At 69.9% G+C, this 15,410-nt stretch carries 14 protein-coding genes; 4 read left to right on the forward strand and 10 right to left on the reverse strand.

The annotated features are described in order from the left end of the window. Window positions 1–21 precede the first annotated feature (21 nt). Window positions 22–1,635, reverse strand: coding sequence for a DAK2 domain-containing protein (locus tag AB0L64_RS28220; RefSeq protein WP_363714800.1), 1,614 nt, complete (start codon window positions 1,633–1,635; stop codon window positions 22–24). Between the two features lie 30 nt (window positions 1,636–1,665). Here AB0L64_RS28220 and AB0L64_RS28225 point away from each other — a divergent pair, with 30 nt between their 5' ends. Further along, window positions 1,666–2,667, forward strand: coding sequence for an SAM-dependent methyltransferase (locus AB0L64_RS28225; protein ID WP_363714802.1), 1,002 nt, complete (start codon window positions 1,666–1,668; stop codon window positions 2,665–2,667). 373 nt (window positions 2,668–3,040) lie between these two features. Here AB0L64_RS28225 and rpmB read toward each other — a convergent pair whose 3' ends face one another. The 5 genes from rpmB to AB0L64_RS28250 form a co-directional block, all read right to left on the reverse strand. Then, window positions 3,041–3,262, reverse strand: coding sequence for a 50S ribosomal protein L28 (gene rpmB, locus AB0L64_RS28230; RefSeq protein ID WP_131463921.1), 222 nt, complete (start codon window positions 3,260–3,262; stop codon window positions 3,041–3,043). A gap of 73 nt (window positions 3,263–3,335) precedes the next feature. After that, a complete protein-coding gene (locus AB0L64_RS28235) occupies window positions 3,336–5,324 on the reverse strand; it encodes an aldo/keto reductase (protein ID WP_363714805.1) in 1,989 nt (662 codons plus the stop codon). A 31-nt stretch (window positions 5,325–5,355) separates the two neighbouring features. Continuing rightward, window positions 5,356–6,183: a carbohydrate ABC transporter permease gene (locus tag AB0L64_RS28240; RefSeq protein WP_363714807.1), complete on the reverse strand. Its 828-nt coding sequence runs from the start codon at window positions 6,181–6,183 to the stop codon at window positions 5,356–5,358. Then, window positions 6,173–7,204, reverse strand: a complete 1,032-nt coding sequence (locus AB0L64_RS28245; RefSeq protein ID WP_363714809.1) for a sugar ABC transporter permease — start codon at window positions 7,202–7,204, stop codon at window positions 6,173–6,175. The genes AB0L64_RS28240 and AB0L64_RS28245 overlap by 11 nt, the downstream gene beginning before the upstream one ends. Before the next feature lies 1 nt (window position 7,205). After that, complete coding sequence (locus AB0L64_RS28250; RefSeq protein ID WP_363714811.1) at window positions 7,206–8,492, reverse strand: ABC transporter substrate-binding protein; 1,287 nt, start codon at window positions 8,490–8,492, stop codon at window positions 7,206–7,208. A 117-nt stretch (window positions 8,493–8,609) separates the two neighbouring features. Here AB0L64_RS28250 and AB0L64_RS28255 point away from each other — a divergent pair, with 117 nt between their 5' ends. Both AB0L64_RS28255 and AB0L64_RS28260 read left to right on the forward strand, forming a co-directional pair. Further along, window positions 8,610–9,230: an HAD-IA family hydrolase gene (locus tag AB0L64_RS28255; RefSeq protein ID WP_363714813.1), complete on the forward strand. Its 621-nt coding sequence runs from the start codon at window positions 8,610–8,612 to the stop codon at window positions 9,228–9,230. Window positions 9,231–9,317: 87 nt separating this feature from the next. Beyond that, window positions 9,318–10,883 carry a GxGYxYP domain-containing protein gene (locus AB0L64_RS28260; RefSeq protein ID WP_363714815.1) on the forward strand — a complete coding sequence of 522 codons (1,566 nt, stop codon included), beginning with the start codon at window positions 9,318–9,320 and terminating at the stop codon, window positions 10,881–10,883. 13 nt (window positions 10,884–10,896) lie between these two features. Here the strand turns inward: AB0L64_RS28260 and AB0L64_RS28265 are convergent, their stop codons facing one another. From AB0L64_RS28265 to AB0L64_RS28280, 4 genes are all read right to left on the reverse strand, one after another. After that, window positions 10,897–11,379, reverse strand: coding sequence for a GNAT family N-acetyltransferase (locus AB0L64_RS28265; protein ID WP_363714817.1), 483 nt, complete (start codon window positions 11,377–11,379; stop codon window positions 10,897–10,899). 126 nt (window positions 11,380–11,505) lie between these two features. Further along, window positions 11,506–12,348, reverse strand: coding sequence for an SMP-30/gluconolactonase/LRE family protein (locus tag AB0L64_RS28270; protein ID WP_363714819.1), 843 nt, complete (start codon window positions 12,346–12,348; stop codon window positions 11,506–11,508). 38 nt (window positions 12,349–12,386) lie between these two features. Further along, window positions 12,387–13,583: an MFS transporter gene (locus tag AB0L64_RS28275; RefSeq protein ID WP_363714821.1), complete on the reverse strand. Its 1,197-nt coding sequence runs from the start codon at window positions 13,581–13,583 to the stop codon at window positions 12,387–12,389. Then, window positions 13,580–14,200: an HAD-IA family hydrolase gene (locus AB0L64_RS28280; protein ID WP_363714823.1), complete on the reverse strand. Its 621-nt coding sequence runs from the start codon at window positions 14,198–14,200 to the stop codon at window positions 13,580–13,582. The genes AB0L64_RS28275 and AB0L64_RS28280 overlap by 4 nt, the downstream gene beginning before the upstream one ends. A gap of 48 nt (window positions 14,201–14,248) precedes the next feature. Here AB0L64_RS28280 and AB0L64_RS28285 point away from each other — a divergent pair, with 48 nt between their 5' ends. Next, a complete protein-coding gene (locus AB0L64_RS28285) occupies window positions 14,249–15,409 on the forward strand; it encodes an ROK family transcriptional regulator (protein ID WP_363714825.1) in 1,161 nt (386 codons plus the stop codon). Window position 15,410 lies beyond the last annotated feature (1 nt).

Consider the following 15,410-nt stretch of genomic DNA (forward strand, 5'->3'; position numbering starts at 1 on the left):
CGCCACTCATTCCAACACCACTCATTCGACCCCGATCAAGAGCGGGTACCTGTCCTGTCCTCCGTCGTACACCATGACGTCGACATCTTTGCGGTGCCGGCGGACGTGGCGCTCCACGGCGTCGGCCAGCGCCGGGTCGGCGTCCCGGCCGGTGACGACCGTGAGCAGTTCGCCGCCACCGCCGAGCAGCCGGTCGACGACGCCCAGCGCGGCCGCCTCGAGGTCGTCGGTGATCAGCGCGAAGTCGCCGTCGACGACGCCGAGCGCGTCGCCGATCCGGCACCGGCCGGCCATCGTCCAGGCGTCCTTGACCGCGATCGTGACGGCGCCGTGCCGGGTCTGCCCGGCGGCGGCCGACAGGTGTACGACGTCGTCGTCGAAGCTGCGCTCGGGGTCGTGGACGGCGATCGCGGCGAGGCCCTGGACCTGCGCGCGGGTCGGGATCACGGCGACCCGGAGGCCGTCCTGGCGGGCGGCGGTGGCGGCGGCTTCGGCGACCGCGATCGAGTCCTGGTCGTTGGGCAGGATCACGATCTCGGGCGCCTGCGACTGCTCGATCGCCCGCAGCAGCTCGCCGGTGGAGCAGCGCCGGCCGGGGCCGCCGCGGACGATCCGGGCGCCGGCGTCGGCGAACAGGCCGGCCAGTCCGTCGCCGGCGACGACCGCGATCACCGCCCGCCCGGGAGCCGGCTCGTGGTGGTGGGTCTGGTCGTCGAAGTGGGTGACGCGGATCCGGTGCGGGCGGCCGATGTCGATGCCGTGCTCGATCGCGGCGCCGACGTCGTCGGTGTGCACGTGGACGTTCCAGAGCCCGTCGCCGCCGACCACGACGACCGAGTCGCCGAGCGCGGCCAGGCTCTGCCGGAAGTCGCCGATCTTGTCGTCGGCCGCGTCGAGCAGGTACATCACCTCGTACGCCGGCCCGTCCTGGCTCTCGGCGCTGTCGCCCTGCGGCTCGACCCGGGCAGGGACGTCGACCCGCACGTGCCGGCCGGTGAGGACCGATTCCATCGCGCCCAGGATCACCACGAGACCTGCTCCCCCGGCGTCGACGACGCCCGCGCGCCGCAGTACGTCGAGCTGCTCGGTCGTCCTGCTCAGCGCCTGGCGGGCGGAGGCGACCGCGGCGAGGCAGACGTCGGCGAGGGTCTTGCCGTCGTTCGCGGCGGTCATCGCGCCGGTGGCGGCGGCGCGGGCGACGGTGAGCATGGTTCCTTCGACGGGCTGCGCGACGGCCCCGTACGCGGCGTCGGCGGCGTACGTGAGCGCGTCGGCGAACGCGGCGGCCTCGCTCATCCGGGGGTCGGCCAGGACGCCGCTCTCGCGGTCGTGCGGCAGGTTCTCGTCGAGGCGGAGGCCGCAGGCGCGGATCAGCTGGGAGGTGATCACGCCGGAGTTGCCGCGGGCGCCGAGGAGCGCGCCGCGGCCGAAGGCCTGGATCGCCTCGGTGAAGCTCAGCTCACCCTTGGGCAGCGCGTCGCAGGCGGCTTCCCAGGTCAGGTAGAGGTTGGTGCCGGTGTCGCCGTCCGGCACCGGGTACACGTTCAGCTCGTCGATCCCGGTCCGCGCCAGCGCCAGATCGGCCAGCGCGGTCCGGGCCCAGGCTCGCAGCACCTCAACGGTCAGTTCCTCCACGCCCGGAAGGCTAACGCGTAGGGTTCCCGGGTGAGCGGTGGCAGGAGTGTGTTGTTCTCGGCGGCGGCCGACAGTTACGAGTTGGCCGTGCGCGAGATCCGGGGCGAGTTCGGGCGCGACCTACGGATCCAGCGGGTCGGCGCGGAGCTCGGGCGGGTCGACGGGCCGCCGGTGCGCGACCTGGCCGCGGCGTGCGATGCGGGGCGGATCATGTTCGTCCGGCATCTGACCGAGGAGATCGCGAGCCTCGAGGAGCTGCCGCCGTCGTACGAGCTCGCCGAGGTGATCCTGGGTGAGCTTCCGCACCACCCCGAGGCGCTCGCCGTCCAGGCCTGGACCGACGACGCCGGGACCGGCGGGTCGTACTACCACCGCATCGAGGAGGCTCTGGCCGGCCGCGGCGTGGCCGTCACGCGCTCCGGCCAGGAGTACGTCGTCTCGTGCTTCGTCGGCCGGAAGGCGATCCTGCTCGGGCTGAACCGGCGCGCGGACAGCCTGTCGGACTGGCCGGGTGGGCGGATGCGCCTGGCCCGCGGCGACGAGCGGGTGTCGCGGTCGGAGTTCAAGCTGGAGGAAGCGATCGCGACCTTCGGGCTGGAGCTGCCCGCGCACGGGAAGGCCGTCGACCTCGGCGCCGCACCGGGCGGCTGGACGCGGATCCTGCGGCAGCACGGGCAGGAGGTGTGGTCGGTCGACCCGGGGGCGCTCGATCCGCGGCTGCGCGGCGACCGCCGGATCCACCATGAGGCGACGACGGCGGGCCGGTTCTTCGCCGCGAACCGGGTGCGTTTCGACGTGGTCGTCAACGACATGCGGATGGACCAGGTGACGAGCGCCCGGATGATGCTGGACGCGGCCGGGCACCTGCGCCGCAACGGTCTGGCGATCGTCACGCTGAAGGGCGGCGGCCGGAACCCGCTCGACGGCGCCCGCCGCGGCCTCGACGTGCTCCGCGAGCAGTACGACGTACGCCACGCCCGCCAGCTCCACCACAACCGCAACGAGATCACCGTCGTCGGACGCAACCACTGATCCACGCCCCACCCCGCACCCCGCCCCACCCACCCGGGCCTGCCCCACCCCACCCCACCCCACCCCACCCCGCTCCGGCGCGCCCCGGCCCGCCCCGCTCGGCGCGGCCCGGCCCGGCCCGGCCCGGCCCGGCCCGGCCCGGCCCGGCCCGCAGCAATTTGAGCGGTGAACCTCCGAACGCGCCCCTTCACCACCTGCATACGGCCGACGAACGGACATGGGCAGAGGTTCACCCCTTAAACGGCCCCGGGGTGGCGGGCTCGGCGCGGGAGGCTCGGTGGAGAGGGGTACGGAGGTCGGGGAACGCGAATAGGCGCCCGGGCTGTTGCCCGGGCGCCTGTCCGAAAGGCCCTACACGGAGTGAAAGCTGAGATCAGCCGACGACGCGCTGGACCTTGCCGGCCTTGATGCAGGACGTGCAAACCTTCATGCGGGTCGGGGTGCCCTTGATGAGCGCCTTGACCGGCTGAATGTTGGGGTTGAACCGCCGCGGCGTGCGAGCCTTGACCCGGCGGATCATCGCGCCCTTACCCAGGCGGGCAACGCTGTTGCCGAACGTCGGCTGCTTGCCGCAGACATCGCACTTCTTAGACATGATTCTCCGTGTTCAGGGTCGTTACTCCGACAGATCATGTTACATGGGTGTCAGCCACCCACCAATTCGGCCGTCAGGCAGTGAGGTAGGCCACTTCGTCCTCGGTGAGCGTGACCAACAGCCCCGGCGTTGAGGTCCGGGTCTCGCTCACGTGCCGCGGCCCGATCAGCGGGAACACCGGGTACGGCTGGTGCAACAACCAGGCCAGCGCGATCGCTGTCGGCTCGACGCCCTTGGCCGCCGCGAGCTCCCGCGCCCGGTCCAGCCTACGGAAGTTCTCGTCGGAGTAGAAACAGCGCACCAGTTCGGCGTCCGAGGTGTCCTCCGGCTTGGCCCGCCCGGTGAAGAACCCGCGCGCCTGGCTCGACCACGGGAACAGCGCGACCTGCCGCTCCCGGAGCCACTTCTGCGACGCGTCGTCGCTGACGTGCCGGCAGCCCGCCCACGGCACGTCGTACGCCCGCGCGAGGCTGAGGTGGTTGCTCAGCAGTGTGAACGGCTGCTTGCCGTTCGCCTCGGCGTACGCGTTGGCCTCGTCGAAGCGCTCGGTGGACCAGTTGGAGCCGCCGAACGCCTTGATCCGGCCGGCCTTGAAGTGCTCGTCGAGGACGTCGACGAACTCCGAGACCGGGATGTCCTCGTTGTCGCGGTGCATGAAGTACAGGTCGACGTGGTCGGTCTGCAGCCGCTCGAGGCTCTCGTGCAGCTGCCGGGTGATCGACTCGGGGTCGCAGTACGGCGTGTGCGCGCCCTTGCCGATCACCACGACGTCGTCGCGGTTGCCGCGCGACGTCATCCACTGCCCGAGCAGCTTCTCGCCGCGCCCGCCGCCGTAGATGTACGCCGTGTCGAACGTGGTCCCGCCGCGCTCGACGAAGTCGTCGAAGATCACCGCGGCGTGCGGCAGCGTCTGCTGGTTGTCGACGCCCATGACGAGCCGGGAGACCTGCTTGCCGACGCCCGGCACCGTGCCGTACGTCATCGGGGCGTCGGCGCGCCGGCTGAGCGGCCGGCCGGTCGCGGTCGGGATGATCGCGTCGTCCCGTTCGCTCGCGTACTGCTGCCCGATCGCGGCCCGCCACTGGTCCTGGACGGTGAGGTTGCCGAGCGTGTCCGCCCAGCTCATCTCCGGCGCCTCCTGCGCGCCGGAGGCGATCGCCGCCTGCACCGCCTCGGCCTCGGCCGTGTAGATCAGGGCCGGCTCCGCGGACAGCTCCCGCGGCTCCTCCCCCACCTTGTGCAGGACGACCTTGTTCGGCTTGCCGTCGCCGCCGAACCACGGGTCGTCGACCTGGAGGTAGCCCTTGCTGCCGTAGATCCGGACCTGGTTCCGGTCGGCGAGCCGGACGCCGGTGCTGACCTGAGCGGTGACGCCGCCGTCGAAGAACAGCGTCGCCACGGTCCATTCGTCGGCGCCGGTCTCGCCTACGTGGCCGACCGCGTTCACGGCGGCCGGTTCGGCGTACGGCTGTCCGATCGCAGCACCGGCGATCAGCCGGGCCATCGACACCGGGTACCCGCCGACGTCGAGGATGCCGCCGCCGGCCAGGTCGTCGGCGAAGATCCGGCTCTCCGGCCGGAACCCGGCGGCGAACGCGAACGTGGCCTGGATCTGGTGGACGGCGCCGATCTCGCCGTCGCGGACCAGCTGGGTGATCAGCTTGGTCTGCGGCAGGCACCGGTACATGTACGCCTCCATCAGGAAGACGTCGTTGCGTACGGCGGCCTCGATCATCGCCTCGGCCCACGCCCGGTTGATGGCGAGCGGCTTCTCGCACAGCACGTGCTTGCCGGCCTCGGCCGCCTTGATCGCCCACTCGACGTGCATCGGGTGCGGGGTGGCGATGTAGACCGCCTCGACGGCCTCGTCGGCGAGCAGGTCGTCGTACGAGCCGTGCCGGTTGGCGATGTCCCACTTGTCGGCGAACGAGTTCGCCGACTCCAGCGACCGGCTGCCGACGGCGACGACCTCGTTGGTCGCCGACGTCGGCACCTGACTGGCGAACCGGGACGCGATGTTGCCGGTGCCGATGATGCCCCAGCGGAGCTTGTGGTCAGTCAAAGGAGATCCCGTTGTTGGTTGTGGTTTCGGGTCAGAACTTCATGGCGCCTGCTGCGAGGTCCGCGATGAACGAGCGGGCACCGATCAGGAAGACGCCGATCAGGGGGATGACGCTCATCAGCGCACCGGCCATCACCATCGAGTAGTCGGTGCCGTAGATGCCGTTGAGCTGGTCGAGGGCGACCTGGAGGGTGAGGCGGTTCGGGTCCGTCATCACGATCAGCGGCCAGAGGTAATCGTTCCAGACGTTGATGAAGGTGAAGATCCCGAGGAAGGCCAGACCGGGCCGGAGCACCGGCAGGCCGACGGTCAGGTACTGCCGGAAGAACCCGGCGCCGTCGACCTTGGCGGCCGAGATGAGCTCGTCGGGGATGGCGCCCTTGGCGTACTGGCGCATCCAGAAGATCCCGAACGCGTTCGCCGCGCCCGGAATGATGAGGGCCTTCAGCGACCCGATCCAGCCGAACTCGGCGAGCGTCACGAACTGCGGCACCAACGCCAGCTGGGACGGGATCATGAAGGTTGCGAGCAGGATCCCGAACAGCAGGTTCCGGCCGGGGAACTGGTACTTCGCGAACGCGAACGCGGCGAGCGAGTCGAAGAACAGCACCAGCACGGTGACGCCGAGCGACGCGACCAGCGTGAGCAGCATCGAGCCGAAGAAGTCGATGTTGTCGAGCACCTTGCCCATGTTCTCGAACAGGTGCGAGCCGATCACGAGTTTCGGCGGGTAGCTGAAGATGTCCGGGGTGGTGTTGGAGGCCATCACCACCATCCAGTAGAACGGGAAAAGAGAGACGAGCACGCCGAGCATCAGCACGACGTGACCGACGGCAGTGCGCACGCGTTCAACGGACATCTGCGGCCTCCCTCTTGGCATTCTGGGCTGCGATCCTGCGTTCCACCCGCCGAGCGGCGCGTCGGGTCAGGCGTTCGTCGTCGGTGCCGCCGATCAGCCGCCAGTTGATGATGCTGAACAGCACGATCAGGATGAACAGCGCCCAGCCGATCGCGGCGCCGTACCCGAACTGGTTCTTGATGAACGCGCTCTGGTACAGGTACGACACGATGGTGAGACCGGCGTCGCCGGGTCCGCCGATGTTGTTGGTGTCGCCGAACAGCACCCGGGACTCGGTGAAGATCTGCAGACCGCCGATCGTCGAGGTGACCGCGGTGAACAGGATGACCGGCCGCATCATCGGCACGGTGATCCGCCAGAACGTCTGCCGCGGACTGGCGCCGTCGACCTTGGCGGCCTCGTACACGTCGGCCGAGATCGCCTGCAGGCCGGCCAGGTAGATGATCGCGTTGTAGCCGACCCAGCGCCAGGTGACGATCGTCGCGATCGCGATCTTGATGCCCCACGGCGAGGTCAGCCATTCGACCTGGCCGACTCCGATCGACTGCAGGAACGCGTTCAGCAGGCCGAAGTTGTTGCTGAAGATCGAGCCGAACACCAGGGTGATCGCGACCACCGAGGTGACGTTCGGGATGAAGTACGCGATCCGGTAGAAGGTGCGCAGCCGGGTCGCGTTGTGCAGCGCGTTGGCGATCACCAGCGCGAGCAGCAGCATCGGCACGGTGGACAGCACCCAGATGATCAGGGTGTTCCCGATCGTCTGCCAGAACGTGGCGTCGCTGAGCAGGTAGCGGTACTGCTCGAGGCCGACCCAGGTCATCTGCCCGATGCCGTCCCAGGAGTGGAACGAGATCCAGATCGAGAACAGCACCGGGAACGCGCCGAAGATCGCGAACAGGACGAAGAACGGCGAGACGGCGGCGTACTGCGGGAACGCCTGCCGGTACTTGTTCGGCGGCTTCTCGGTAGCGGCCGCGGCCGGAGTGACCGCGGCGGGGATCGTCTTGCTGGTCACGGCCATGTCAGATCGCCCCCGCCCGGGTGAGTTCCCGCTCGACCTGGTGCTGGGCGTCCGCCCAGGCGAGATCCGGGTCCTTGCCGGAGGCCTCGACGTTCACCAGTTCCTTGCCGATCGGCGTACCGACGATGCTGTCGTACGGCGAGAAGAAGGCGCCCGGGTACTTCTTCGCGGACTCGGCGAACACGTCGACGATCTTCTGGCCGCCGAAGAACGGGTCGGGCGCCGCGAGCTTGGGGTCGGTGTAGCTGGCCGGCGTCGACGGGAAGAGCACCGGGTCGAGGAACGCCTGGGCCTGGTTCTTCGCCGACTCCAGCCAGCTGATGAACGCGAACGCGGCCTCGGGGTTCTTGCAGTACTTCGTGATCGCCAGGAAGGACCCGCCGCGGTTGCCGGCGCCACCAGGAGCCGCCGTCACCCGCCACAGTCCCTTGGTCTTCGGCGCCGCGTTCTTCGGCCCGAGCTGGGCCCACCAGACGGCCGCGTTGTAGGCGACGAGCTTGCCGTTGGTGACGACCGCGTTCTTGTCGGTCGAGTTCTGCGCGTTCGCCGAGAGGCCTTCCTTGACGACCCGGACGGCCAGGTCGAACGCCTGCCGGACGTGGTCCTGGTCGCCGATGTACTGCCCGTCCTCGGTCATGTAGCGCTTGGGTTGCTGCGCCATCCGGTAGTCGAAGATCCCGCTGATGTTGTCGGTGATGGCCGAGCCCGGCACGGCCTGCTTGAGCTTCTTGCCGAGCGCGATGTAGGCGTCCCAGTCGGGCGCGAGCTCCGCGACCGCGGCCGGATCGATGTCGACACCGGCCTTGGTGAGGATGTCGCTGCGGTAGAACAGCGCGGTCGGCCCGGTGTCCATCGGGTACGCCATCATCTTGTTCTCCGGCGTGATCCCGAGCTTCCACTTCCAGGGCAGGAAGTCCTTCTCGAGGTCCTTCGCGCCGAGCTCGAACAGGTCGTGAAACTGGTCGGCGTTCGGGAAGTAGGTCGCGACGTCGTCGTTGATCGCGACGATGTCCGGGACGAGGGATTTGCCGGCCAGCGCGGTCAGCACCTTGGTCTTGTAGTTGGAGCCGATCCGGGTCATGGCCAGCTTCATGGTGTCGAACCCGGGGATCGCCTGCTCTGCCTGGCCGATCAGGTCGTCGTTGACGGATCCGACCCATGTCCACATGCTGAGCTCGTGCGATCCACCCAGTGAGCTGCGGGATCCGCAGCCGGTGAGACTCGCGGCGGCTGCGGCTGCTGCTGCTGATGTGCCGACCGCGAGGAAGTGCCTTCTGCTCAGGGTCATAGCCTCACCTGGCGCTTTCTGTTGGTTTTCGCCGGAAGGTGTCCACATATGTTTACGTAGCCAGTAGGTAAGCGCATACCGACTGAACCGGTCAAGGTCCGGTGACAAGATGACGGCATGAGCTCACCCGCCGTCTCCGCCGTCCTTTTCGATGCCGATGGGGTCGTCCAGCGCCCGTCCCGGGACTGGTGGTCGCGCCTCACCGCGCTCGTGCCCGCCGACGGCGAGGCGTTCGTCGCGGACCTGATGCGGGCCGAGAAGCCGGCGCTCGTCGGCAAGGGCGATTTCCGCGACGCGGTGGCCGACGTCCTGCGGCGCTGGGACTCGCCGGCATCGCTCGCCGACGCCCTCGAGCCGTGGAGCTGGTTCGACGCCGAGCCCGCGGTGATCGCGCTGATCCAGTCGCTGCGCACGGCCGGCGTCGGGTGCCACCTCGCGACCAACCAGCAGGCGTACCGGCGGGCGATCATGCAGGACGAACGCGGGTACGGTGCGTGGTTCGACCAGACGTTCTACTCGTGCGACCTCGGGCTGGCCAAGCCGGATCCGGCGTACTTCCGGGCGATCCTCGGAGCCCTGCGGGTGCCGGCGCCGGCCGTGCTGTTCATCGACGACAACGAAGACAACGTAGCCGGTGCGCTGAGCGTCGGGCTGCGTGCGGAGTACTACGACCTGTCCGCCGGCGTACCGGCTCTGGCGGACCTTCTTCGGCGGCATGGCCTGCCGATTCCGGTCTGAGGTCTTGTGACGGCGCGGGGGCTGTGGCATCGTCGCCCCCTGTTGACAACGGAGGACAGTCCACCAGCCGCTCCCTGGAGGCACCTCATGTCCGATCGCCGACTCTCGCGCCGCCACGCCCTCGGTCTCACCGCCGGGCTCGGGCTCGCCGCCACCGTCTCGCCGTCCCTCGCCTTCGGCGCCGCACCCGCTCCGTCGGCGTACCCCACGGGGCAACGGCCGCAGTTGCTGAACGTCTTCGACGAGTCCTCGCTGAGCCTGCCCGAGCGGACCCTGGCGACAACGCTGCAAGGCCTGCTGGCCCGGCGCGGCGGCGAATCGCTCTACCTCAACCTGCCCGGGCTCGGCTACCAGCACTGGCTCGACGACCTCGTGGCACGGTACGGCGTCCGGGCGCGCACCGGTGACCTGTGGAAGACCGTCAGCCGGTCCGGCGTCCGCGGATATGTTCTGTTCCGTGCCGGGACCCCGTCGGTCAACGTCGCGACCACGCTCGCCGGCGTGACGGGTGCCGTGGCGATCGAGGAAAGCCTGGAGGCACTCGCGATCCGCAACGGATTGCGCAAGGTCCTGGACGTGCGGGACAAGGACGACCGCTGGGTGTTCGAGACCTACTGGCCCCGGCTGCGGCACGACGTCGTGGTCGAGCAGCGCGCGGACATCCCGGAGCGGCTCCGCGACTACGTCACGATGGCGGCGGCGCTGGCCTTCTTCGACGGCAACTCGGAGTTCCGCGCCGGCGTGGTCGGAGCACTGGACGACGACGGCACGGTCATCGGCTGGGGCGACGCCTCGGCCGGCGAGGACGCTTTCATCGGCGTCAACTCCGCCACCGGCGTGAAAGCCCTGCCGGCCGACCACGCCCGCAACTTGTCGGTCCTGTCGGGCATTCGCGAGGACCGCCTGACGCAGCAGGTCTCCGCCAAGCTCCCGGAGCCGGATCCGGACGCGCACTACGTGAGTTTCCTGATCACCGACGGGGACAACATCCAGTGGGCACTCGGCGACTTCCCGACCGATCCGCGCTGGTTCGGGAGTCCACGCCGGGGTGAGGTCGATCTCGGCTGGGGCATCTCGCCGTCGTTGATCGACCTGGCGCCGTCGGTGATGCGGTGGTTCTACGACCAGTCGCGGAAAGATCGCTGGGTCGTCGGCCCGTCGGGCGGCGGGTACATGTACCCGAGCCGCTACCCCTCCGCCGCGCTGGACAAGCACACCGCGTCGCTCGCGCAGGCGATGGGCCGGTCCGATCTCTCGGTGGCGCAGATCATCGATTTCGACGCGTTCGAGAACACCCGGCTCTGGTCGTCGTACCTGAAGCGTCCCGAGATCGACGGCCTGATCTACCTCGAGTACTCGCGGTACGACGGCCTCAAGGGCAAGGTGGTGTGGTCCGAGGGGAAGCCGGTGATCTCCGCGCGCACCATGCTCTGGGAAGGGCTCGACGGCGCCGACGAGGCATCGGTCACCGCCGAACTGAACACCGCGACCCGCAACCCGTTCTCGACCGCCGGCTACTCGATCGTCGTCTGGCATGCCTGGAGCAAGTCCGTCGACGACGTCCTCACCGTCGTCGACGGCCTCGCACCGCACGTCAAGGTCATCCCACCGGACACCCTCGTCCGCATGGTCGGTAAGCACGCCAAGCCGTAGGACCGGGTTGGCGCTACAGCTCGCGGAAGTAGACGGCGACCGGGAGCTTCACGCAGCCGAGGCTTTCGTAGAAGGCGCGGGCCGGGGCGTGGAAGGCGTCGCCGCCGGTGCCGATCTCGACGTACTGCGCTCCCTCGGTGCGCATCGCGGCGAACGCGTGCTCGCACAGCTCGGTCGCGATGGTCGAGCGCCGGTGCTCGCGTGCGACCGCGAGCAGTTCGACCGTGGCCTGCCGGCGCTCGGTGTCGAGGTGCCAGGCGACGTACGCGACCGGTACGCCGTCGACCTCCGCGACGGCGACATACTTGTGCGCCGCCGGATCGTGCAACCCGGGCAGCTGCCTGCGGTAGTCGCCGCGCCAGTCGCCGTGCCGGCGGGTGAAGATCAGGTCACCGACCAGCGGCCGGAACGATTCCTCGAAGAACGGCCCGAACGTTTCGATGGTGAGGTCGACGAGCCGGGCCAGGTCGCCGTCGACGTACGAACGAATCTGCATGGAGTGTGCCTCTCACGAGTGAAGTAAACGGGCAGGCGCGACCGGCCCGTCGCACGCGCGCAGGCAGCGACAGGCCGGGGTCAGCGCCGGGTACGCCCGGCGGCGAAGCACTCCATGCCCGCGATGCTAGCGAGCAACCGGCGGGACGGCGACCGGAATCGTGTGCACCTGCCCGGTCCGCCGGCCATCGGTGAGGCGGGCGAAGTTGTCGGCGATGCTGTCGTCCATCCGCCACTCCGCGGTCAGCACGCACAGCGCCGGTCCGTCGAAGTCCACCAGCGTGAGCGAGAACGGCGCCCGGTTCTCGGGAATGTCGACGCGCTCCAGGATCTCGCCGCCCGCGGTCACCCGGACCACGCCTTCGCCCCAGGTCTGCGTCCAGATCGCGCCGTCGGCGTCGAGCACGATGCCGTCCGGGCCGAGGTTCTCGGCGTACACGCGGCGATTCGACAACCCGCCGTCCGGCGCGACGTCGAACGCGGTGAGCCGGCCGGCGAACGACTCCGCGATCACCAGCATCCGCCCGTCCGGGGTCAGCACCATGCCGTTCGGGAACTGGATGTCGTCGGCAACCTGCCGCACCTGACCGCCCGGTGTGACCAGCCGGATCCAGCCCGGCACCGGCTCCTCGCCGCCGACGAAGTCGAAGTCCGCGCCGTTCAGGTAGATGTTGCCCCGGGCATCCACGACGAGCTCGTTCGCGCCCTGGTCGGCGAGCACGGTGATCGATCCGTCCGGCTCGTAGCGGCGCAGTTTGTCGCCGGTGACGAGCAGCCGGCCGTCCGGCGACCAGTCGATCGACCAGCCCATCAGGCGCTCGACCGGCGCCTCGAAGGTCTCGGTCTTCCCGGCCGCGTCGACCGCGACGATCTGCTGCTCGATCCAGTTGCAGAACCACAGCCGGCCGTCGTGCCAGCGCGCGGACTCGGGAAAGGCCAGGCCGTCCAGCAGGAGCTTCAGTTCGGACATCACGCCACCTCGTTCGTCGTTTCGGGCTCGTTCACCCCCTACACGAACGCGGCCCGGTCAGATCGACGGCTCAGCAGAAAAAGTACGCCGATGAGCGGCAGCGTGACCAGGTAGGCCGTCCGCAGGTCGACGACGCGGGCGAGGACGGCGAGCAGCGCCGGCGCGACCAGGATCGCCGTACCGGAGGCCATCGCGCCGACCGCCGCGAGCCGGGCCGAGCTGATGCCAGGGATCGCGACGAGGGCTGCGAGCGTCACCGGATACAGCGGGGCGACGCCGAGACCCGCGACGACCAGTCCGAGGGCGACCACGGCTGGTACGTCGACCATGCTCACCAGCAAGGTCCCGCACGCGGCGAGCAGGCCGGACGGGAACACCGGCGACCAGCCGCGCCACCGGATCGGGCCGATCGCCCGGCCGACCGCCATACCGATCGGAAACGCACTACCCAGCAGCGCGGCGGTCGCCGTCGGCAGGCCGGCAGCTACCAGCCGAGCCACCGCCCACACCACGAAGCAGAACTCCACGGCCACGGCGAGCACGACGCGCAGCCAACCGACCCCCACGTCGACAACGACCCGCCGGCCCACTCGGCGCCACTTCCGGCCCAACCCGACGGCCGGGGCGGAGTCGATCAGGACGGGCACGGGCGGCTCGACGTCTTGCGTTCGCTTTCCTGCCTTGGAGCGGCGGGTCAGAAGAGCGAGCGCGAGGAGCGGCGGGGCCGCGGCGAGCAGGGCCAGCCGTCCGCTGGGGCCCAGACCGTCCAGCGTGCCGATCGCCAGCGGCGCCAGGATTCCGGTCCCGCTGGCGACCGCGTTGACGCGGCTCAGCCGGGCGGCGGCCGCCGGGCCGTTGAGCATCAGCGGGGCGACCAGGACGAGCAGGGCGCCACCTAGACCGACCAGGAGGCCGCCGGCGATCGCGACGCCGTACGACGGGGCGACCGCGATCAGGACCGCACCCAGCGCGCAGACGACCGAGCCGAGCCCGAGAACGGTCGGCATCTGCCACCGCCGGAGCATCCGCGGGCCGACCACCGCCACCAGCAGCAGCCCGACCGCGAACCCGGACGACAGCAGCGCCAGCCGGCTGGTCGGCTCGTCGAGGTCCCGCGCGAGGATCGCCACGCACGCCCCGAGCCCGGCCAGCACGAACCCCATCGCCGACAGCGCGACACCGATCCGCACCTCGTCGGCGCGGGCTCCAGCCTGTACCGGAGCCTGCGCGGTCATTCCAGACCTTTGAACAGCGCGTCGAGGCGGTGCAGGTCAAGCAGCTCGATGTCCGCCGGGATGCCCTTCAGCCCGGCCGTCAGCGCACCGGACGCCTGCCCGGCTGACAGTCCGACCACCGTGTCCTCGACCACCAGGCAGCGCGTCACCGGTACGCCGAGCAGCTCGGCCACCCGCAGGTACCCCTCGGGGTCCGGCTTGCCGCGACTGACGTCGTCGACCGTGACGAGGACCGACGGCGCGATCCCGGCCGCGGTCAGCCGAACCTTCGCGAGCTGGGCCGGCGCACTGGTGTAGACCGCCCACGGCAGGCCGATCCGCTCCAGCGTGCCGAGGAGCTCGAGCGCACCCGGCTTGGCCACGACGCCGTCGACGTCGTTGACCTCGAGATCGAACACCCGGGCCCATGCCGCGGTCCGATCGGCCGTCGATGCGTCGGGCAGGAAGTGCGCCACGGTCGCCATCGCCGGGTTGCCGTGCGCAACCGCGAGCACCTCGGCCGGCTCCAGGCCGAACTCGGTGGCCCAGCGGCTCCAGCTCCGGTCGACGACCGCGTCCGAATCGACCAGAGTGCCGTCCATGTCGAACAGCACGGCGCGGATGTCCCGGATCTCCATGACCCCTCCCATTAAACTCGTCCTCCGAGCATAAGGGGAAGGACACCGATGACTCCAGTGCGCCGGGGGCAATGGCAGACGGCTGCGGACGTCCTGACCCAGCTCACCCGTCAACCCGGCATCACCCGGGCCGCGGTCGCGCGGGCGTTGCGCCTGAGCACCGGGTCGGCCACAGAGGTGACCGCCCGGCTACGCGACGTACATCTGCTGACAGAAGTACCTGCCCCCAGTCAGGGACGCGGCCGGCCGACAACAGTGCTGCAGCCGCATCCGCAAGGCCCTGTGGTGCTGGCACTGGACCTGCGGCAGAGCAGTTGGCGCAGTGCGGTCGTAGCGCTCGACGGTTCACTGCAGGACCCGCAGTACAAGCGGCACCGCAGTCGGCGCGCACAGGTCGTGCTGAAGAACCTGCGGCGCGAGGTGGAGCAGGCCAAGCAGCGATACGGCGCTCGGCTCCAGATGGTCAGCCTCGCCGTACCGGGCACTGTCCGCGACAACCACCTGATGCAGGCTCCCACTCTCGAGTGGGTGGAGCTGGACCTCACGCAGGTCACTGAAGGCACGGGCGTGCCGCTGCTTGCCGGTAACGACGCGACGCTGAGTGGCGTGGCGGAAGCTCGTACAGGCGCAGCCGCCGGAGCTGGTACGGCGGTGCACCTGATCATCGAGGTCGGTATCGGCGGGACGCTGCTGATCGACGGCGTACCGGCGCAGGGCGCGTCGGGAGCCGGCGGCGAGTACGGCCACATGCCCTTGGGTGACCGCTCTCGCCCCTGTCCGTGCGGTGCACGCGGCTGTTGGGACCTGGAGATCGACGGACGCGCCCTGGCACGCCACCTGAGGCAGCCGACTCCGGACGATCCCGTTGCGTACACGGAAGAGGTACTCCGGCGCACGGACCGCGCTGCCCGAGCAGCCGTGACCAAGGTGGTCACGGCGCTCGGCTGCGGCATCGCAGGTCTGGTGAACGCGCACGACCCGGACGTAGTGACCATCGGAGGTCTGGCGATACCCCTCCGCGCCGCAGCCGAGGACACGTTCACCGAGGCCTACCTGAGCGGTCTCATGACGTTCCACCGCGGCGCTCCCCCGCCAGTACTCCCGGCCACTCACCAGCCGGACGGCCCGCTTCGCGGCGCGGCCGCACTCGCGCTCGACCACCTCACCAGCGAACCGGCGATCGCGTCCTGGGTCGCCCACCGGTCCTGAC

It is taken from the genome of Kribbella sp. NPDC051936 (assembly GCF_040680955.1).
In the GTDB taxonomy this organism is placed as follows: domain Bacteria; phylum Actinomycetota; class Actinomycetes; order Propionibacteriales; family Kribbellaceae; genus Kribbella.

Coding starts and splice junctions, on each gene's coding strand:
- AB0L64_RS28240 (WP_363714807.1), bottom strand. CDS start 6,183: ATGTCCGTTGAACGCGTGCGCACTGCCGTCGGTCACGTCGTGCTGATG.
- AB0L64_RS28270 (WP_363714819.1), bottom strand. CDS start 12,348: ATGTCCGAACTGAAGCTCCTGCTGGACGGCCTGGCCTTTCCCGAGTCC.
- AB0L64_RS28280 (WP_363714823.1), bottom strand. CDS start 14,200: ATGGAGATCCGGGACATCCGCGCCGTGCTGTTCGACATGGACGGCACT.
- AB0L64_RS28255 (WP_363714813.1), top strand. CDS start 8,610: ATGAGCTCACCCGCCGTCTCCGCCGTCCTTTTCGATGCCGATGGGGTC.
- AB0L64_RS28275 (WP_363714821.1), bottom strand. CDS start 13,583: ATGACCGCGCAGGCTCCGGTACAGGCTGGAGCCCGCGCCGACGAGGTG.
- AB0L64_RS28265 (WP_363714817.1), bottom strand. CDS start 11,379: ATGCAGATTCGTTCGTACGTCGACGGCGACCTGGCCCGGCTCGTCGAC.
- AB0L64_RS28285 (WP_363714825.1), top strand. CDS start 14,249: ATGACTCCAGTGCGCCGGGGGCAATGGCAGACGGCTGCGGACGTCCTG.
- AB0L64_RS28245 (WP_363714809.1), bottom strand. CDS start 7,204: ATGGCCGTGACCAGCAAGACGATCCCCGCCGCGGTCACTCCGGCCGCG.
- AB0L64_RS28250 (WP_363714811.1), bottom strand. CDS start 8,492: ATGACCCTGAGCAGAAGGCACTTCCTCGCGGTCGGCACATCAGCAGCA.
- rpmB (WP_131463921.1), bottom strand. CDS start 3,262: ATGTCTAAGAAGTGCGATGTCTGCGGCAAGCAGCCGACGTTCGGCAAC.
- AB0L64_RS28260 (WP_363714815.1), top strand. CDS start 9,318: ATGTCCGATCGCCGACTCTCGCGCCGCCACGCCCTCGGTCTCACCGCC.